The sequence below is a fragment of the Streptomyces sp. NPDC048671 genome (genome assembly GCF_055587045.1).
Genome location: NZ_JBVJHB010000020.1, coordinates 100,901 through 119,767, shown reverse-complemented (window position 1 = coordinate 119,767; position 18,867 = coordinate 100,901). Strand labels below are relative to the sequence as shown.

The 18,867-nt window shown below is 71.1% G+C and carries 15 protein-coding genes; 6 read left to right on the top strand and 9 right to left on the bottom strand.

What is annotated here, in order from left to right; genetic code table 11:
• Positions 1-27: 27 nt before the first annotated feature.
• The 9 genes from ACZ6S6_RS33040 to ACZ6S6_RS33000 all read right to left on the bottom strand — a co-directional run bounded on the left by ACZ6S6_RS33040 (position 28) and on the right by ACZ6S6_RS33000 (position 10,944).
• The gene (locus ACZ6S6_RS33040; RefSeq protein WP_362967321.1) at positions 28-1,053 is read right to left on the bottom strand and encodes a hydroxyacid dehydrogenase; all 1,026 of its coding nucleotides are present in this window, start codon (positions 1,051-1,053) and stop codon (positions 28-30) included.
• A complete protein-coding gene (locus ACZ6S6_RS33035) occupies positions 1,037-2,128 on the bottom strand; it encodes a dihydrodipicolinate synthase family protein (RefSeq protein ID WP_362967319.1) in 1,092 nt (363 codons plus the stop codon). The genes ACZ6S6_RS33040 and ACZ6S6_RS33035 overlap by 17 nt, the downstream gene beginning before the upstream one ends.
• 8 nt (positions 2,129-2,136) lie before the next feature.
• Entirely contained in the window at positions 2,137-3,165 is a 1,029-nt protein-coding gene (locus ACZ6S6_RS33030; RefSeq protein ID WP_469708567.1) for an NAD-dependent epimerase/dehydratase family protein, read from the bottom strand.
• An 8-nt stretch (positions 3,166-3,173) separates the two neighbouring features.
• Positions 3,174-4,121 (bottom strand): carbohydrate ABC transporter permease, encoded by a 948-nt coding sequence (locus tag ACZ6S6_RS33025; protein ID WP_469708565.1) that lies wholly within the window; start codon positions 4,119-4,121, stop codon positions 3,174-3,176.
• 2 nt (positions 4,122-4,123) lie between these two features.
• Positions 4,124-5,029 carry a carbohydrate ABC transporter permease gene (locus tag ACZ6S6_RS33020; protein WP_362967315.1) on the bottom strand — a complete coding sequence of 302 codons (906 nt, stop codon included), beginning with the start codon at positions 5,027-5,029 and terminating at the stop codon, positions 4,124-4,126.
• Between the two features lie 108 nt (positions 5,030-5,137).
• The gene (locus ACZ6S6_RS33015) at positions 5,138-6,391 is read right to left on the bottom strand and encodes an ABC transporter substrate-binding protein (protein WP_362967515.1); all 1,254 of its coding nucleotides are present in this window, start codon (positions 6,389-6,391) and stop codon (positions 5,138-5,140) included.
• A gap of 47 nt (positions 6,392-6,438) precedes the next feature.
• Entirely contained in the window at positions 6,439-7,695 is a 1,257-nt protein-coding gene (locus ACZ6S6_RS33010; protein WP_469708563.1) for a Gfo/Idh/MocA family protein, read from the bottom strand.
• Positions 7,696-7,727: 32 nt separating this feature from the next.
• Positions 7,728-9,878: a peptidase C14 gene (locus ACZ6S6_RS33005; RefSeq protein WP_469708561.1), complete on the bottom strand. Its 2,151-nt coding sequence runs from the start codon at positions 9,876-9,878 to the stop codon at positions 7,728-7,730.
• 208 nt (positions 9,879-10,086) lie between these two features.
• Entirely contained in the window at positions 10,087-10,944 is an 858-nt protein-coding gene (locus ACZ6S6_RS33000; protein WP_362967453.1) for an IclR family transcriptional regulator, read from the bottom strand.
• Between the two features lie 288 nt (positions 10,945-11,232).
• Between ACZ6S6_RS33000 and ACZ6S6_RS32995 the strand changes: the two genes are divergently transcribed.
• The 6 genes from ACZ6S6_RS32995 to ACZ6S6_RS32970 all read left to right on the top strand — a co-directional run bounded on the left by ACZ6S6_RS32995 (position 11,233) and on the right by ACZ6S6_RS32970 (position 18,812).
• Positions 11,233-12,603: an aspartate aminotransferase family protein gene (locus ACZ6S6_RS32995; RefSeq protein ID WP_362967451.1), complete on the top strand. Its 1,371-nt coding sequence runs from the start codon at positions 11,233-11,235 to the stop codon at positions 12,601-12,603.
• The gene (locus ACZ6S6_RS32990) at positions 12,603-13,790 is read left to right on the top strand and encodes a mandelate racemase/muconate lactonizing enzyme family protein (protein ID WP_469708559.1); all 1,188 of its coding nucleotides are present in this window, start codon (positions 12,603-12,605) and stop codon (positions 13,788-13,790) included. Before ACZ6S6_RS32995 ends, ACZ6S6_RS32990 begins: the two co-directional genes overlap by 1 nt.
• Positions 13,787-14,632: an amidohydrolase family protein gene (locus ACZ6S6_RS32985; protein WP_362967447.1), complete on the top strand. Its 846-nt coding sequence runs from the start codon at positions 13,787-13,789 to the stop codon at positions 14,630-14,632. Before ACZ6S6_RS32990 ends, ACZ6S6_RS32985 begins: the two co-directional genes overlap by 4 nt.
• A 198-nt stretch (positions 14,633-14,830) precedes the next feature.
• On the top strand, positions 14,831-15,670 hold the full coding sequence (locus ACZ6S6_RS32980) for an SDR family NAD(P)-dependent oxidoreductase (protein ID WP_469708557.1): 840 nt from the start codon (positions 14,831-14,833) through the stop codon (positions 15,668-15,670).
• Between the two features lie 74 nt (positions 15,671-15,744).
• Positions 15,745-17,883 (top strand): peptidase C14, encoded by a 2,139-nt coding sequence (locus ACZ6S6_RS32975; protein WP_469708555.1) that lies wholly within the window; start codon positions 15,745-15,747, stop codon positions 17,881-17,883.
• Positions 17,880-18,812 (top strand): GNAT family N-acetyltransferase, encoded by a 933-nt coding sequence (locus ACZ6S6_RS32970; RefSeq protein ID WP_469708553.1) that lies wholly within the window; start codon positions 17,880-17,882, stop codon positions 18,810-18,812. The genes ACZ6S6_RS32975 and ACZ6S6_RS32970 overlap by 4 nt, the downstream gene beginning before the upstream one ends.
• Positions 18,813-18,867 lie beyond the last annotated feature (55 nt).

Here is an 18,867-nt window from a genome sequence, read left to right as displayed (position 1 = left end):
ACGGGGGCGTTACGGGTACGGGGACGGTCAGCGCAGCCTGACGAGGGCGTCGGCGGTGACGGCATGGACCGGGGGGCGCCCGGCGAGCAGCCGCAGCACCTCGTTGACGGCGCTGGTGCCGAGCCGCTGCCGGCACTCGACGCTGCCGGCCGCCTGGTGCGGGGTGAGCAGTACGTTCGGCAGGGAGCGGAAGGGGTGGCCGGCGGGCAGCGGTTCGGCGTCGAAGACGTCGATCGCGGCGTCCAGCCGGCCGGTGGCCAGTTCGGCCAGGAGCGCGTCCTCGTCGACCAGCCACGACCGGGCGGTGTTCACCAGGCCCGCGCCGTCCGGCATCAGCGCCAGCTGCTCGGCGCCGATCATCCGGTGGGTCTCCTCGGTGACCGGCGCGTGCACGGCCACGATCCGGCTGCCGCACAGCAGCGTCTCCAGCGGTACGGACTCCACGCCGAGCGCCTCGGCGTCGGCATCGGACAGGAACGGGTCGGTGACGCGCACCCGCGCCCCCATCGCCCGCACCATCCGGATGTAGGCCCGCCCGGTGCGGGAGGCGCCGATCACCCCGATGTCGCTGCCGTGGATCTCGTGGCGCGGCGGTGCCTCGCTCGCCGCCGCCCAGTCCTGCCCGCCCCGCAGGGCGTGGTCGAAGCGCTGGATGCGGTGGAGCAGCGAGAGGGTGAAGGCGAGGGCCACCTCGGCGACCGGGCGGGCCATCTCGTCACCGGCCTGGGTGACGAGGATGCCCCGCCGGAACACCTCCTCGGTGACATAGGGGGCGACCGCCGAGCCGGTGTGCGCCACCAGCTCCAGCCGGTCCGCGCGGTCCAGGAGTTCGGCGTCCACCTTGGGCGCCCGCCACGAGGTGATCAGCGCACGCGCGCCGGGCAGCGCGGCCGCGACCGCCGCCCGGTCGCTGTGGTCGTCGATGACCGTCAGCCGCGCGGCCCGCTCCAGCTCCTGCCACACCTCGGCGGTGAAGAACTGGGCGCGCAGGTGCGGCGGTACGGCGACGACCACCCGGGAGGAGCGGTCGGCGGATTCAGGAGAGCCAGGCATCGAGGTGCTCCGCAACGAAGGCGTCATCGGTCAGCCAAGGGTAGGCCGCGGCCACCCGGGTGATCTCCTCGGCCTGTCCGGGGGAGAGCGTCTCGGCCGGGTCCAGGCAGCGGATGTTCGCCAACAGGCCCTGGCGGCGCAGCACTTCGTGCACTCCGGCGATGCAGCCGCGGAACGCGCCCCGTACGTCGAAGACCGCGCTGTTGGCGTCGGTCAGCTCGGTGCGGCGGGCCAGGCAGCGCACCATCGCCTCATGGTCCCCGGCGCGGGCCCGGCGGATGTCGTCGAGCAGGGTCGCAGCGGAGGTCGTCCACACCGCCCACTGGCCGAGCAGTCCGCCCGCGAACCAGCGCCGCGGGCCGTCCGCCGTTGTGTACGGGGTGAGCAGGTCGCCGATGATGTCGTCGTCGTTGCCGGTGTACAGCGCCACCTCGCCGGCCCGGTCCGCGGCGGCCACGGCCCGTACGACATCGGCGGTGCGGTAGCGGTCGAACGGGGCGATCTTCACGGCGGCCGTGTTCGGCAGGTCGGTGAACGCGGACCAGAAGCCGGGCGACAAGTACCGTCCGCCGACGGCCTCCTGGAGGTAGAAGCCGATGACCGGAAGGACTTCCCCGACCGCCCGCGCCCGCTCCAGCAGTCCCTTCTCGTCCGCACCGGGCACGGCCGGGCTGAGCAGCACCGCGTCGTAGCCGAGCTCGGCGGCGGTGGTGGCCTCGGCGACGGCCTGCGCGGTGTAGCCGCAGGCACCGGCGACCTTGACGAACGGGCGGCCGGCCTCGGCGTCGATCGTCTCGGCCGCGAGCTCCAGGACCGGCCGGAACAGCCCGACCCCGGGCTCGCGGATCTCGAACTGCGTGGTGTGGACGGCGACGGCGGCGCCGCCCGCGCCGGACGCCAGGTAGTAGCGGGTGAGCGCGCGCTGCCGGCGCTCGTCGAACGTGCCGTCCGCGTGCAGCGCGAGGGGGTGCGCGGGTATCGCCGCGCCCTGGGCGAGCAGCTCCAGAGCGGGGGTGGACGGGAGAGAGGACGTGGACGGCAGGGAGGGAGCGGCCGGGCGGGAGGGAGTGGACATGGAGTGGATCAGAACCTTCCGTCGCGTACCTGGAACTTGGTGGGCTTGCCGGACAGCGGCAGCCCGCGCCGCAGCCAGTCGGCCTGCCATTCGACGAGGGTGCGCAGTGCGACGTCCGGGTAACCGAAGAGGGCGTGGCAGCGGCTCGCGTCGGAGAGCAGCGCGGTGGGCGCCTCGGTACCGGCGAGGACCGGCTCGCGGTCGAACTCCTCGCCGAACCACTGGGCGATGCGGCGCACCGAAGCGGTCTCCGGGCCGGTGAGGTTGAGGGTGAAGGCCTCGCCGCCGGTGGCGTGCAGCAGCGAGCGCAGCGCGACCTCGTTGGCGTACCCCTGCCACACCACGTTGGCGTGACCGGTCGTCACATCGACGGGCTCGCCCGCCTGTACGCGGTACGCGATGTCGGCGAGGACGCCGTAGCGCAGGTCCACGGCGTAGTTGAGGCGGATGTTGGCGATCCTGGTGCCGAGGGTCAGCGCCGCGTGGTCGAAGATCCGCTCCCGGCCCAGGCACGACATGGCGTACTCGCCGACCGGGCCGACCGGGTCGGTCTCGGTGCAGCCGCCCGAGGAGACCGGCACCAGCGGGTACACGTTGCCGGTGGAGAACGCGGTGATGCGCGATCCCGACCAGCGGCGGGCCACCCGGTCCGGCATCGCGGCGTTCACCGCCCAGGCGAGCGAGGGCGACCCGGCGGAACCGAATTTGGCGCCGACCATGAAGACGACGTTCCCGGCATCGGGAAGCCGGGCCAGATCGGCGGCCGGGTCCATCAGGTCGAAGGCGACCGTGCGGACCCCCGCGGCCTCCAGCTCGTCGGCGGCGGCCTTGTCGGACCAGCGGGAGACCGCGTACACGGTCACGTCCGTGCGGCCGGCGGCGTCCAGCGCGCGGCGGGCCAGCCGGCACAGGCTGGGGCCCATCTTGCCGCCCGCCCCGAGGACCAGCAGATCGCCTTCGAGGCGGCCGAGGTCGGCGACGAGCGCGGGGGAGGGGGTGGCGAGCCGCTCTTCGAGTGCGGCCTCATCGGTGAACATATACCTGGCTATCCCTTGATTCCGGACGCGGTGACGCCCTCGGTGAAGTAGCGCTGTCCCACCATGTACGCGGCGAAGATGGGCACGAACGCGATGACGGAGCCGGAGAGCACCACGTTCAGCGGCACGTTCTGCTGCTGGAGCGAGGCGATTCCGACGGTGAGGGTGCGCATGTCGGTGGACTGGCCGATCACCAGTGGCCACAGGAAGTCGTTCCAGTGCCAGAGGAAGACGAAGACCCCGAGCGTGGCGAGGATCGGTTTCAGCAGCGGCAGCACGATCCGGTAGAAGATCTGCCACTCGCTGCACCCGTCGAGCCGGGCCGCCTCGAAGAGTTCGTCCGGCAGTCCCTGGATGAACTGCCGCATGAGGAAAACCGCCTGGGCGTTGGCCAGGGTCGGCACGATCAGTCCCCAGTACGTGTCGACGCCGCCGAGCTTCGCGATCATCGCGAACGTCGGGATCATCGTCACGTGGTACGGGACCATCACCATCGACAGGAACGACCAGAACATCGCCTCCCGGCCCGGGAAGCGCTTCTTGGCGAACGCGTACCCGGCGAGCGAGGCGAGCAGCAGCACACCGACGACCGAGACGACCGAGTACATCAGCGTGTTGAACAGCCAGCGCGGCACGTCCTGGGAGCCCATGACGGTGTCGTACGCCTCGCCGGTCAGCGGCCAGGGCAGCAGACTGCCGGGGAAGTCGACCGCGGCGGACGGCTTCAGCGAGAGCACGACCATCGCGTAGAACGGGAAGACCGTCACCAGCGCGGCGAGCGTCAGCAGCGCGCCGCGGGCGATCCGGCCGGCCCGGGTGGGGCGCATGCCGTACGGGACGGTGTCCTGCTCGGAGAGCTTGCGCAGCCTGCGTACCGCCCGGCGCTCGGCCCGGTCCGGGGGTGCGGAGGCCTTGCGGGCGGGCGGGGCCTTCATCTCTTCGGGTGCCGCTGTCATGGTCACTGGTCCTTCCCGATCACGAGCCGCTGGATCACCGCGACGACCACGGTCAGCACGAAGAGCGCGACACCGATGGCGGAGGCGTAACCCAGGTCGAAGTACTTGAAGCCCGCGTCGTAGAGCTGGAAGACGAGCGTGTAGCTGGCGTTTGCGGGCCCGCCGCCCGTCATGGTGTAGACGGCGTCGAACACCTGGAACGAGGCGGTCGTCTCGATCACGGCGAGGAAGAACAGGGCGGGCTTGAGCTGCGGCAGCACGATGTGGCGGAACCGCTGCCAGGGGCCGGCCCCGTCGGTGAGGGCGGCCTCCTCCAGCTCGCGCGGGATGTCCTGCATCCGGGCGAGCAGGATGAGCATCCCGTATCCGAAGCGGGACCAGACGCCGACGAGCGCGAGCGCGGGCAGCACCAGCACGTCGTCGGAGAGCCAGGAGCCCTCGGACATCCCGAACCAGCCCATCAGGGTGGACCACGGGCCGCCGGTCGAGAAGATCCAGACGAAGACGGTGGCGGCCAGCACCAGTGAGGTGACGACCGGCAGGAAGAACACCGAACGGAAGAACTTGGCGCCGCGGAACGCGCGGCGGGTGATCAGGGCCAGGCACACCGACGCGGCGAGCGTGCCCGGCACGGCGATCACGGTGTAGAGGACCGTGACCTTCAGCGCCTGCCAGAACAGCGGATCGGCCCACAGGCGGGTGAAGTTGTCGAGCCCGACGAAGCTCCCGCCGCCGGTGAGGGAGTAGTCGGTGAAGCTCATCAGCACACCGGCGACGCCCGGACCGAACCGGAAGGCGAGGAAGAGCAGGAAACACGGGAGGACGAAGAGCAGGCCGATCCGGGCCTCGCGGCGCGCCTGCGGCCCGCTGCGACGGCCCCGGCGGGTGGGTTCCGCGACGACTGCCACGGGGATCTCCTTGCGGTACGGGGGAATTGCGGGGGATCAGGGGGGTATGGCCCCTGGGGGCTGCGGTGCCGGGGTCCGGGTGCGGCCGGCCCCCGGCACCGCGGCGGTTCAGCGGCCGAGCATCGCCTGCGCGGCCTTCTGCGCGGCGTTCAGCGCGTCCTGCGGGCTCTTCTTGCCGAGCAGGGCCGCCTGGATCTCCGGGGCGAGCACGCCCTGGACCTCACGCGCCTTGTCCTGGAGCGGGCCCACGTCCATGCTCGGCAGCGTGGCGCCGACCGCCGTCTGCAGGGCGTCGTCCGGGTACAGGTCGCCGCCGGACTCGCGGGCCGGGAAGTAGCCGGCGGCCTTCTGCAGCCCGGCCACGTTCTTCGACTCGGCCACGAAGTTCAGCCAGTCGCCGGTGTTCTTCTTGTCGGCGCCCTTCAGCATCGCCAGCGCGCCCACGGTGCCGTAACCGACCGACGCGGTGTCCTTCAGCGGCGGCTGGACGACGATGTTCTCCTTGCCCCAGAAGGGCTCGACGTCCGCCGGCGTGTTCTGCCAGGTGCAGGCCACCTTCCCCTTGGCGGTCGGGGTCTGCTCCAGCTTGGGGGTGGTCGTGACCAGGTCACGGTCGGTGTAGCCGTCGTTGACGAGCTTCTTCAGGTACGTCAGGGCCTTGACGCCGGCGGCGTCGTTGAAGGTGACGTTCTTGCCGTCCTCGGAGAAGACGTCGCCGCCGGCCTGCCAGAGCAGCGGGTAGAAGGTCACGTTCAGCGTCTGCTGGGTGTCACCGCTGTAGCTGGTGGCGTAGTAGCCCTTCTTCTTCAGCTTCGGGGCCAGTGCCTCCAGATCCGCCCAGCTCGACGGGTAGGTCTTCTCACCGATCGCGGCGAACACGCGCTTGTCGCAGATCAGCGGGTTGGCGCTGGTCAGGATCGGGGTGGCGATCGGCTTGCCGTCGTACGTGACGGACTTCAGCGCGAAGTCCGTGTAGTCCGACTTGGCGGAGGCCGGCATGTAGTCGTCGGCCGGGACGATGCTCTTGGCGTACTTCGGCAGCTGGTCCGGGATCAGGTAGACCGCGTCGGGGCCCTTGCCGGAGGCGATCGCGGTGGCCAGCGCGGTGTCGCGGTTGGCCCAGGGGAAGGTCTCCACCTTCACCTTGACACCCTCGTGCTTCTTCTCGAAGGCCTTGACCAGGCCGTCCCAGTACGCCTTGTTCTTGGCCTCGTCGAAGATGACCGGGTAGGTCCACATGGTCACGGTGTTGTCGTCGCTGCCGCTGGAACAGCCGGCCAGCACACCGGCGGCGAGCGCGGTGGCCAGAACGGGGGCGGCGAGGGCGCGGACTCTGGAACGGCGGGTGAGGAGACGGGACATGAGGTGGTCCTCCGAGGACGTGAGGGTGTGGCGGGAGAGAAGGGGTGTCACGTGGCCGGGACCGTCTGGACGGTGCCGGTGTGCCGGGCGCGTTCGGCGGCGAACGCCGCGAGGTGGCTGCCGAGCGAGGTGGCGGGACCGGAGCGGACGGCCCCGGCGTCACCGGTGGCGACCGCGGTGACGAACGCCTCGACGAGCGCGGCGTCCCCGCCGCCGTGCCCGTCGGCCGCGTTCGAACCGGACGCGCCGAGTTCGTGGACGGCCGTCTCGCCGGTCCGGAAGTCCTGCACCGTGACCCGCTCACCGTCACCGATGAGCCAGCCGTGCGAGCCGAAGATCCGGGTCTGGCGGTGGGTCTGCTCGGTGAACGCGACCATCTGGAAGGTCGCGGTCACCCCGTCCGTCAACTGCATGGCGAGGACCTGGTGGTCCACCACGTCGTTGTCGCTCCGGTACACGCAGACCCCGTACGGGCCCTCGCGCAGGGCCTGGACGAGACCGGCCTCGTCGGTCGCCTCGGTGACATGGGTGACCGGCCAGACCGCGCCCTTCTCCCGAAGCGTCGGCATGTACAGCTTCAGCGCGCTGTACGGGCAGCCGGACTCGACCGCGCAGTCGAGACAGCGGTCGGCGGACCCGGCCGGGGCGCTCGAAGGCCGGAAGTGCTTCAGCCCGCCGAAGCCGGTCACCCGCTCGATCCGGCCGCCCATGATGTACGTGATCCAGTCCAGGTCGTGGCAGGACTTGGCGAGCAGCATCGGGGAGGAGTCCTTCTCGCTGCGCCAGGGCCCGCGCACATAGCTGTGGGCGTAGTGCCACCAGCCGACCGGCTCCAGATGGTCGAGCGAGACGAGCTGCCCGAGCACCCCGGAGTCCACGACCTCCTTCACCAGGTCGGTGTACGGGGTGTACCGCATGACGTGGCAGACGGCGAACAGCACCCCGGCCCGCTCCACCCCCTCGACGATCCGCCGGGTCTCCTCCTCGGTCGGGGCGAGCGGCTTCTCGGCGAGGATCGCGTAACCGGCCTCGGCCAGGGCCAGCACCGGTTCCACATGGAAGCGGTCCTGGGTGGCGACGATGACGGCGTCGGCGAGGCGGTTCTCCACGAGCGGCCGCCAGTCGTCGAACTCGACGGGTGCGCCGGCGGCCGCCCGCGCCGCGGGGCGCGGATCGGCGACGGCGACGAGCTCGGCGCGCTCCGGGTGCGCCTTGATCCACTCGGCGTACGTGAGACCGCGGTTGCCGGCGCCGACGAGTGCGACGCGTACGGGCCGGCCGGTGATCGGGGTATGCGTGGACACGGGGAATCCCTGGTACTCGATGGGCGGGGTGTTCAGAAGCGCAGCGTGGCTGCGGTGTGGGCGACGCGGTCGCCCTCGTCCGGGAGCGCGGTGCGCTCGGTGCCGTCCTCGACGCAGCCGGTGTGCAGCAGATGGCTGGAGCCGCCGAACGCCGAGGGCCGCAGTTCGAGCCGGCCGCCGGTGAAGGTGGAGCCGGTGGCCCGGTAGCGGTTGGGGCCCTCGGTGAGCAGCACATGGGCGGTGCCCTTGGGCGCGGTCGAGTCGAGGCCGCCGAGCTGCCAGTCGACGGTGCGTCCGGAGCCGGTACGGGCCAGCAGGGCGCCGTCCTTGTTGGTGCCGGACAGCCGCGTTCCGTCGATGCGCAGCCGCTGGTCCTTCGCCGAGGTCAGCATGAGACCGGTGTCGCGGAGCTCGCCGCCCAGGACGGTGACGTCGGTGTGGGCGAGCGAGACCGGGGCGGTGTCCGCGGAGCCGGTCAGCGTGCACTGGTCGACGACGAGCGGCCCGGTGCCGTTGAACACCGCGCCGTCGACGCCCTTCAGCGTGGTGCGCTGGAGGGTGAGCGGGGCGGTGACGCCGGCCTGGGTGATCTCCGCGCCCGCCGTGAAGGCGAAGGAGGAGTCCGCGATCACGTTGGGCCGCGCGGACAGGTCGGAGGCCTGCGAGACGATCAGCGGACCCGTCGCCGTACAGCCCCGCATCTGCACGCCGTCCGCGTTGACCCAGAGCATTCCGGAGCCGTCCAGGGACTTCTTGCCGACGACCAGGACGTCCTCGAGCGTCAGGTCGGTGATCTTGACGCGGGCCACGAACCAGGAGCAGGCGTGCCGGCGCACGGTGATCCGCTTGGCCCGGCCGCCCCAGGCCGCGCCCGAGTTGGCGAAGGTCATCAGTCCGGAGTTGCCGGTGTACGTGAGGTCGTGCTCGAACTGCCCGTGCGTCACGAAGGGGCCCTCGTCGTCACCGTCGCCGTGGCAGTTGGTGACGTAGCAGTAGGCCGAGGCCGTGAAGTCGTTGAGATGGCGCGCGTTGGAGGTGTGGCAGTCCTCCACGTGCCCGTACAGGCAGTAGATCTGCTGGGTGAGGTAGCCCGCGCCGCCGTAGGTGACGGACTTCGGGTTGGTCAGCGAGCACTGCTCGGTGCGGTAGTACGTGCACCAGCGGCGCATCACCACCGGCCAGAACGTGCCGATGGCCTCGATCCCGGAGACGTCGCAGCGCACCGCGTACTCGTAGGCGACCGGGTGCGATCCGGTCATCTCGTCCTCGCCCCAGCCCTCGAAGACCATGTTGCGCACATGGGCGCGGTCCACGGGCTCGATCCGGGTCCAGGTCAGCGTGCGGCCGGCGGCCAGGTCCCAGCCGATCTGGTAGTTGACCCGGATGTGGGCGGCGTCGACGACGTCGGTGACCTGGACGAGCCGCTGGATCTCCTTCTCGTACTGCCCCGACAGGGCGTTGATCTCCACGGACCACCACTGGCCGACCGCGAACCTCGACGAGTCACCGACCTCGAAGAGGTCCGACAGGTCCGGCATCGCCGCACTCAGGCTGTGCTTGACGGTGGTGTGGGTGACGGTGCCGCGGAAGGAGAGGACGGCGCCGAAGGGGTTGTCGTGGGTGTTCTTCTCGATGCCTGTGGTGTGGATGTGGTGGCCGCCGAAGTCGAGTTCGATGTCGGAGCGGTTGAAGAGGTGGCGTTTGGTGAACAGGAGGTCGGTGTGGGCTTCGATGCGGTGGACGGTGGGGTCGTTGACCATGGTGTCGAGTGCGGCGTCGGCGGGGGTTTTTGCGTCGTGGTGGCCGAAGGTGCGGAAGTCGAGGGTGCCGGTGTGGAGTTGGTGCCAGCGGCCGGCCCTGGTGGTGCGGGTGGGGGCGATGACGGTGCCGCCGTTGTGGGCGGTGGTGGACTTCTTGTCCCAGCGCAGGGCCATGGCGCCGCCGTCGCCGGGGGTGTGGTAGCCGGCCAGGAGGATCTGGGTGCCGTGGTCGAGCGGCTTGGTGTTCAGGGCGCGCAGGGCGGCGACGGTGTCGAGGCGCAGTACGTCGCCGGTGTGTGCGGGTGCGGCCTGGGCCGGGGCGGTGGCCACGGCCGAACCGGCCATGACCAGACCGGCGAGACCCGAAGCCCGCAGCACATTACGGCGGGACGACGCGGATGCGTGGTGGTGCGGAACGCTCATGCGGACTTCGCCTTCCGAGAAGCGCGACAAGTGAGGGAGCGTTCCTGCGGTGGACTGCCATGAGGCGGATGGCTGAAAAGGGTCCGGCCGTCGGATGTTCACGACGCGGTGGGCAGGCGTCGGAATCGGACCGGGAGGGGTAAATCGGCGGTGACGGGTGAGTGTCACCGCGGTTGGCAGGGAACCTACGGCGGGTTGTGCCGATCGGTCAAGACCCGATTTCGTCGGAATGCGACGCGGCGGTGTCCGAAGTGTCGTCCTCCGGCTCGTCGACCCAGCCCAGGGAGACGCTGATCCGGCGGGCCGAGTCCCGCACCTGGCCGCCCAGTTCCTGGTAGCGCCAGGCCGGCAGACCGAGCTTGAGACCGGTGATGGAGACGGCCCCGGCACACACCGAGCGGTCGTCGAAGACCGGTGCGCCGATGCAGATGATGCCCTCGGCGTCCTCCTCGTCGTCCAGGGCGTAGCCGACCCGGGCGATGTCGCGCAGATGGGACAGGAAGGTCGCCGGGTCGGTGATCGTGCGGGACGTGCGCCGGGGCAGCCCGAACCGCTCGATGATCGAGGCCGCCTCGCCCGGCGGCACCGCCGAGAGCAGCGCCTTGCCCAGGCCCGTGCAGTGCGGCAGCTCGCGCTGGCCCATCCGCAGATCGAGCCGGACGCGCTGGTCGAGCTCGACCTGGTCCACCACGACCGCGTGGCCGTCCTCGGGCACGGCGAGCCTGGAGGCCATGCCGGTGGCCCGGGAGAGTTCGCGCAGGACGGGGTGGGCGACCCCGCGCAACGAGACCTGGGACCTGGCCCGGTCGCCGAGCCTGGCCAGGCTCATGCCGAGCCGGTAGCGGCGGTTCATGCCCTCGCCGTCGTCCGAGACGAGGCCGTAGGCGCGCAGGGTCTGGAGCATGCCGAATGCGGCGCTCTTGGAGATGGAGCAGACCTGGCCGACCTCGGTGACGCTCAGGCCGTTCCCCTGCGAGGGGGCGGCGAGAGCTTCGAGGATGTCGGCTGCCCTGGCCACGCTCTTGACCCAGTACTTCGGTTCTTCAGGGGCAGCACTGTTCGTCATAGCAGAACAGCTTAGTGCCTTTGGGCCCCCAGAATGTACGTCCGAGCCAAGGAAAGCCCGGAATCAGGGCCTTGAGTGGCCGGAAGGGGGTTGACCGGCTCCGGGGGCGGACGTAATATCCAGGCACTGTTCTGCTCTACAGAACAGTGTTCTGAAAAAGCGAAACGCAGTACCGAGCACCACGGATCACCTCTTCCTGCGGCGACTGCCGGGCGGATGGCGCCAGGGACTCACGGGCCGGGCAGGGCCCGCGAAAACCGACGACTCTCGACGCAAGGAGCAAGCACCATGAGTTCAGGCCCGGTAGGCAACGAATCCGGAGCCCGACTCGCCGAACGCGCCCGCCAGGTCGTACCCGGCGGCGTGAACAGCGGTCAGCGCAGCGTTCCCGGACTGACCGATCTGGTCGTCACCGGAACCGACGGCGCACGGTTCCGTACCGCCGACGGACGCGAGTACACCGACTTCCACTCGGCGTTCGGCCCGCCGCTGCTCGGCCACAACGACCCCGACGTGGCCCGCGCCACCGCGGAGGCCGGCGCCACCCTCGGTCACATGGGTGTCGGCGTCACCGAGGGCGAGGTACTCCTCGCCGAACAGCTCACCGAACTGATCCCCTCGATCGAGAAGGTGCTGCTCACCAGCACCGGCAGCGAGGCCACGTTCCACGCGCTGCGGGTCTCCCGCGCCGCCACCGGCCGCCGCCTCGTCGTCAAGTTCCAGGGCTGCTACCACGGCTGGCACGACTCGGTCAGCCTCAACGTCATCTCCGCGCCCGAGAAGGTCGGCGGCCACGACCCGATCTCGACCGGCATCCTGCCCGAGGTCCTCGAAGCCACCCTCGTCCTGCCGTTCAACGACAGCGAGGCCGTCCGGCGCACGTTCGCCGAACACGGCTCCGACATCGCCGCCGTCATCGTCGAGCCCGTCCCGCACAACGTCGGCGCGCTCCTGCCGTACCAGGAGTTCCTCACCACGCTGCGCGAGGAGACCACGAGGGCCGGCAGCGTCCTGATCTTCGACGAGGTCATCACCGGCTTCCGCCACGCCCTCGGCGGCTGGCAGCAGATCTCCGGCGTCACCCCCGACCTCACCACCCTCGGCAAGGCCATCGCCAACGGCGCCCCCGTCGGCGCGATCGGCGGCCGCGCCGACCTGATGGACCTCTTCTCCACCCGCCCCGGCGCCCCGGCCTTCTTCGCCGGCACGTACAACGGCCACCCCTCCGTCGTCGCCGCCGCCCTCGCCACCCTGCGCAAGCTCCGCGAGGAGCCGGTCCACGACCACGTCTTCCGGCTCGGCGGCCGCGTCCGCAGCGAACTGACCGGACTGTACGAGCGCCTCGGCGTCCCCGCCGTCGTCACCGGCTACGGCTCCGTCTTCGTCAGCTACTTCATGCCCGGCGAGGCCCCCCGCACCTACGCGGACCTGCTGAACAACGACGCCTCGCTGTTCGTCGGCTACCGCCGCAAACTCCTGGAGCACGGCCTGTTCGAGCTGCCGCTCAACCTCAAGCGCAGCCACATCAGCTACGCGCACACCGACGCCGACGTGGACCGCCTCGTCGAGGGCACCGAGGCCGCGGTCAAGGCCGTCCTCGCCGACGGGGGCGCCCGCGACCTGGAGAACACCTCCACCATGGGCGGGGCGACCCGCTGATGCTGACCGTCAACCGCACCCGTCCGCAGGGCCCCGCCGGACGGATCACCCGCGTCGAGACCCTGATGCTCGGCACCTCCTGGCGCGACTTCGGCTACGTCCGGGTCCACACCGACGAGGGCCTGTCCGGCATCGGCGAGATCACCCACCCCTACCGGGTGAGCGAGGTCTGCGCGCTCACCGAGGCCATCGCCGGGCGGCACCTGATCGGCGCCGACCCCTTCGACATCGAGGAACTCTGGCTCCGCGTCTACCAGGGCGACTTCCTGCGCGGCGGGGACATGGGCGGCATCGCCCTGTCCGGCCTCGACCAGGCGATGTACGACCTGATGGGCAAGGCGCTCGGCGTCCCCGCCTACCGGCTGACCGGCGGCGCCTGCCGGGACGACGTCCGGGTCTACGCCAACGGCTGGTACACCGGGGAGCGCGAGCCCGAGACCTTCGCCGCCAAGGCGAAGGAGACGGTCGCGAAGGGCTTCACCGCCCTCAAGTTCGACCCGTTCGGCCCCGGCCTGCACGATCTGGAGCGCGCCGAACTGCGCCGCTCCATCGACCTCGTGGCCGCGGTCCGGGAGGCCATCGGACCCGATACCGACCTCTTCATCGAGGGCCACGCCCGGTTCGCCATGCCGACCGCCGCCCGGCTGGTGCGGGAGCTGGAGCCCTTCGACATCGGCTGGTTCGAGGAGCCGATGCCCTGGACCCACATCGAGCGGTACGCGGAACTGCGCCAGCGCGCGGCGTTCCCCATCTCCGGCGGTGAGCACTTCCACAACCGCTACGAGTACAAGCAGCTCTTCGCCACGAACGCCGTCGACATCATCCAGCCCGACCTCTCCATGGCCGGCGGCTTCACCGAGGTCAGGAAGATCGCCGCGATCGCCGACACCCACGGCATGCTCGTGGCCCCGCACAACTCCAACTCCCCGCTCTGCACCACCGTCTCGGTGCACGCGGCACTCGGAATCCCCAACTTCAAGATCCTCGAAACCTTCGACGGGCTCCTGGAGCCGTTCGTCTTCGACGCCCTGAAGGGCACCCTTGCGATGGAGGGCGGCCGGATCGGCCTGCCGACCGCGCCGGGGCTCGGCGTCGAACTCGTCGACGAGGTATTCGAGGAACACCCGCCCAGCCACCGCTTCTGGAACATGTTCGCGGACGGCTGGGAGAAGCGGAACCGCACATGATCGTCGACGTCCACTCCCATCTCTTCCGGCACAGCCACGACTTCACCGACCCGTTCAGCTCCGACTCCGCCCGCGCCCACGCGGGCGAGGTCGACCTCACGGTGAAGTGGGAGGAGTACGCCGCCACCGCACCCGAGTCCACCCGCACGATCGTCGTCGGCGGCAAGGCGCGGCGCAGCGGGCTCTGGGTGGACGACGCCGCCGTGGCCGCGTACGCCGGAGAACATCCCGACCGGCTCATCGGCTACCTGGCGCTCGACCCCACCCAGCCCGGCTGGCAGGAGGAACTGCGCCACGGCCACCAGGAGCTGGGCCTGCGCGGCATCAAGCTGATGCCGATGTACGCGGGCTTCGACCCGGCCGCCGAGGAGTACGACGAGCTGTACACGTACGCCGAACGGCACGGGCTGCCGCTCCTGGTGCACACCGGCACGACCTTCGTGTCCAGCGCGCCGCTGGAGTGGGCGATGCCCCGCCACCTGGACGCCGTCGCCATCCGCCATCCCGAGCTGCGGATGGTCCTGGCCCACCTCGGCCACCCCTTCGAGGGCGAGTGCATCGCGGTCATCCGCAAGCATCCGCATGTGTACGCCGACCTCAGCGCCCTGCACTACCGGCCCTTCCAGCTCTGGCACAGCCTCCGGCTGGTCCAGGACTACGGGGTCTTCCACAAGGTGCTGTTCGGCAGCGACTACCCGTTCACCACGGTCGACGACTCGGTGAAGGGACTGCGGGAGATCGCCCGCATCCCCGGCATTCCGGGGCTGCCGCCGCTGGACGCGGACGCGATCGAGGAGATCATCCACCGGCCCTCACTCGATCTGCTGGGCCTGAACGGCTGACCGGGCCGTTCCCACGAACCGCCGGTACGGCGCCCGGGTTCACCCCCCTGTCCACGGGCGCCGGCCGGCACCCGGGCCGCCGCGCATCACCCAAGTGTCCCCGCGCGGCGGTCCGGACCCTTTCGTTCCGGACCCGCACCGTTCGGCTCCGCATCCGCGCCATTCGGTTCCGTACGTCTCCGCCTGGAGGATCCCGCCATGACCGCAGCCGTCCCGCCCCGCGGAACCGACCGCTTCGACCTGACCGGCCGCACCGCGGTCGTGACCGGGGCCGCCCGGGGCCTGGGCCGGTCCTTCGCCGTCGGGCTCGCCGAGGCGGGCGCCGACCTGGTGCTCGTCGACCTCCCCGGCGCCGAGGGCGTCACCGAGACCGCGGCGGAGGTCGAGGCCCTCGGGCGGCGCTGCCGCGCCTACGGCCAGGACCTCGCGGACATCGAGGCGCTGGCGGGCTTCGTCGACGCCGTACGCGCCGAGACCGGGCCGCTGCACATCCTGGTCAACAACGCGGGCACGGCGGCGCTGGAACGCTTCAACGAGATCACCCCGGCCAGTTGGTCGCACATCATGCGGGTCAACGTGGACGCGGTGTTCTTCCTCAGCCAGCGCATCGCCGAACACATGACGGCGGACTCCGTCGCCGGCCGCATCATCACCATCACCTCGAAGAACGCCCTGGTGGCCGAGGCCGGACTGGCCCACTACAACGCCTCCAAGGCCGCCGCCCAACTGCTCACCGAGACCCTGGCGGTCGAACTCGCCCCGCACGGCATCACCGCCAACACCCTCGCCCCCGGCATGGTCGAGACCCCCATCGACGGCGAATTCCCCTTCGACCGGGAGGCCTTCGAATCCGCCTACCGGCAGCGCATCCCGCTCGGCCGGTACGCGCGGCCCGACGAGTGCGTGGGCGCCCTGCTGCTGCTCGCATCGGACGCCGGGGCGTACCTCACCGGGGCGCGGATCGTCGTGGACGGCGGGGTGCTGGCCGACCAGATGCCGCGGATGCGCTTCATGCCGCCGTACCGCAACACGGTCTGACCGCGACCGGGCGGCAGCCGGTTCCCTTCGAGTCCCATCGAGCACGCACCGACCACGCGAGGAGCACCTCCGTCATGTCCGCCTCCGCATCGTCCCGTCGCAATGTGCTGCGGGCTTCGGGTCTCGCCGGTCTGGTCATGGCCGGTTCGGCCGTGGCCACCGCCCCGGCCCAGGCCGCACCCGCACACACCGGCGACGTACTGCGCCTCGACACCGTCGCCGCCCTGCGCGCCCTGAACACCAAGCCACTCGACCACGGCACCCAGATCCTCCTCGCCGGCTACCACACCCCCGGCGACGGCGGCGCCATGGCCCTGCGCTGGGACAAGAAGTCCACCACCGCCCACAACGGCGGCACCGTCATCGCCCCCACCCGCACCACTAGGGCCGGCCGCTGGCACCAACTCCACACCGGCACCCTCGACTTCCGCACCTTCGGCCACCACGACGCCAAAACCCCCGCCGACGCCGCACTCGACACCATGGTCAACGACCCCACCGTCCACCGCATCGAAGCCCACACCGACCTCCTGTTCACCAAACGCCACCTCTTCAACCGCTCCGACATCGAACTCGACTTCGGCGGCCACCACATCCACACCACAGGCATCGAGAAAAACACCCACGACAACCCCTTCGGCGCCGTCCTCTCCTTCCGCGGCACCGTCACCCACACCACCGTCAAGCACGCGCTGTCCGGCAAGGTCATCGAACTCACCGACACCTTCCCGGTCCCGGACGCGAAGGCGTTCGCGGTGGGCCAGTGGTGGTCGGTGCAGGTCGACCCGGTCGAGGGCGGCGGCGGTGACGAGCGCGAGCTCCAGAAACTGGTCGAGATCACCGAGATCATCGACGCGGGCCACATCCGGATCGGCTACCTCAACGGCTGGGAACTCGCCGCGGGCCGCAAGCTCACCTGGACCCGCGTCGAACCGGTCCGCAACACCCACATCCGCAACATGGTCTTCGCGGGCGCCGGCCCCGACGAGTACACCGGCTCCCACCCCGTCAGCTTCGAGTACGCAGTCGGCTGCGACGTCTCCGGAATCCACGCCACCGGCACCTTCTGGCCGGTCGTGATGCGCCGCTGGTGCACCCGCTTCCGTACCGAGGACTGCTCGCTGAAGAACCCGCCCACCGTCGAGTACGGCGGCGCGGGCTACCTCACCCAGCAGATCTACTGCCTGTACGGCCGGGTAGCGGACTGCACGACCAGCAATGTGCGCCACCTCAACGACCTCACCGCCTCCGCCTACTGCACCGTCGTGAACTGCCACGGCGACGGCGACGACGCGGGCGGCAACCCCTTCACCACCCACGGCCAGTACGAGCACGATCTGCTCTTCGACGGCAACTCCGGGCTGATGGACATAGCCAACTCCGGTGCCCAGTGGGGTATTTCCGCCAAGCGGATCACCGTGCGCAGACACGTCTGCTCCTGGTTCACCGCCAATACGAAGATCACCGATCTGACCCTCGAAGACGTCACGGTGATCGCGCGCCCCACCTTCGACCAGGCCGGCACCCTCACCGTGAACGCCGACGGGGCCCAGGTGCGCGGCTGCACCGCGAAGACCTTCGCCGTCGCCCAGCGCTCGGACCGCTCCACCCGGCCGACCACCATCAGCGACTGCTCCTTCGAACCGCCCGCCGGCGCAGTCCTCGTCCAGACCCCGGTCACCGCGCCCGTCCACTTCGTGCGCTGCACGTTCAAGGGCGTCGACGGCGTCGTCCTGCGCGGTGCGGGCCCCGTGCACCTCACCGACTGCACCGTCACCGGCGCCGACGACGCGGCCCCCCTCTCGGTGGGGTCGGCGGACCTGCGGCTGGACGGCGGTACGTACCACGACACCGGCATCGAACTCAGCGCCGTGCGCGACCAGCGGATCACCGTCACCGCAGGCACCAGGCTCACCGGCGGCAACAAGGCCAAGGCGCTGCTCGGCCGGGCGGCCGGCTCCGGGAGCACCACCTGGGACCTCACCGGCCTCAGCAGCACCGCCTCCGGGGCGGACACCGCGCATGTCCGTATCGCGGACGGCACCAACCACTACGCGGCGACCGGGAGCCGCTTCACCGGCGGGGTCCTCCACCTCGCCCCGGACGCCCTGGACTCGGTCCTGCACACCGCGTGCGTGGAGGACGGTACGCGGCGCGAAGCGATGCCCGAGGACGGCGACCGGGTGCGCACGGACGGGAACCTGATCCTGTGAGCGCCACCGTCCGCACCGCCACGGCGGCCGACGACCCCGGGCTGTCGGCCCTGTGGAAGCGGTGCTTCGAGTCCCCGCACCTCGCCGCCCTGCACGCGCTCGACCCGGACCGCCACCGGCACACGTTCGTCGCGCGGAACGACGCGGGGGAGGGGATCGACGCGGTCGTCGTCTATGTGCCGAGGCTCATCCGGGACGCGGACGGCACCCCGCGGCGCGTCGGCGGCATCGGCAGCGTGGCGACCCGCCCCGAGGCCAGGGGGCAGGGCCTGGTGCGCCGGCTGCTGATGGCGGCGGAGCGCACCATGACGGCCGAACAATGCGCCTGGTCCCTGCTGTTCACCGGGACGCCGGGCGTCTACCGGGGCTCGGGATGGCAGGAGTTCGCAAGCACCTACACCGAGGGCACGCTCGTCCCCCCGTCCGCCGCCGGGGCGTTCCGGGTCCGCGGCGCCACCGCGCGGGACGCCGCGGAGGTGGCCGCGCTGCACCACGCGTACAACGCGAAGCGGCCGCTCAGCTCGCTGCGGACGCCGCAGGACTGGGCGGTGCGGATCCCCGCCTGGTACGGCCCGGCCGACCGGTCGCTCGTGGCGGAGGACCCCGTTTCCGGCGCGCTCACGGGCTGGATGGTGGCCGGGTACGAGGGGGACCGCGTGGAGGTGCGCGAGTTCGCGGGCGCGGACGCGTGCCTGGGGTCGCTGTTCGCCGCTGTCGGTTCCCGGGGCCGGGCGGCGGGGCTGCCCCGGGTCCGGGTCCGGATTCCCGTCACTCCCGGCGTGCGGGCCGCGCTCCCCACCCTGCTGGCGGACGCCCGGCAGGTCACCGAACACGTGGGGATGGCACGGCCGTTGCACGCCTCGGCCGAGTCGGTGCGGGCCACGGTCACGGCGCCCGGCGCGGTCCACTGGTACGGCGACTGCTTCTGAGCCCCGGCCGGGACCCGCGGGGCGCCGCCGACTCCTCCGGCCGCGCCATGGGAGC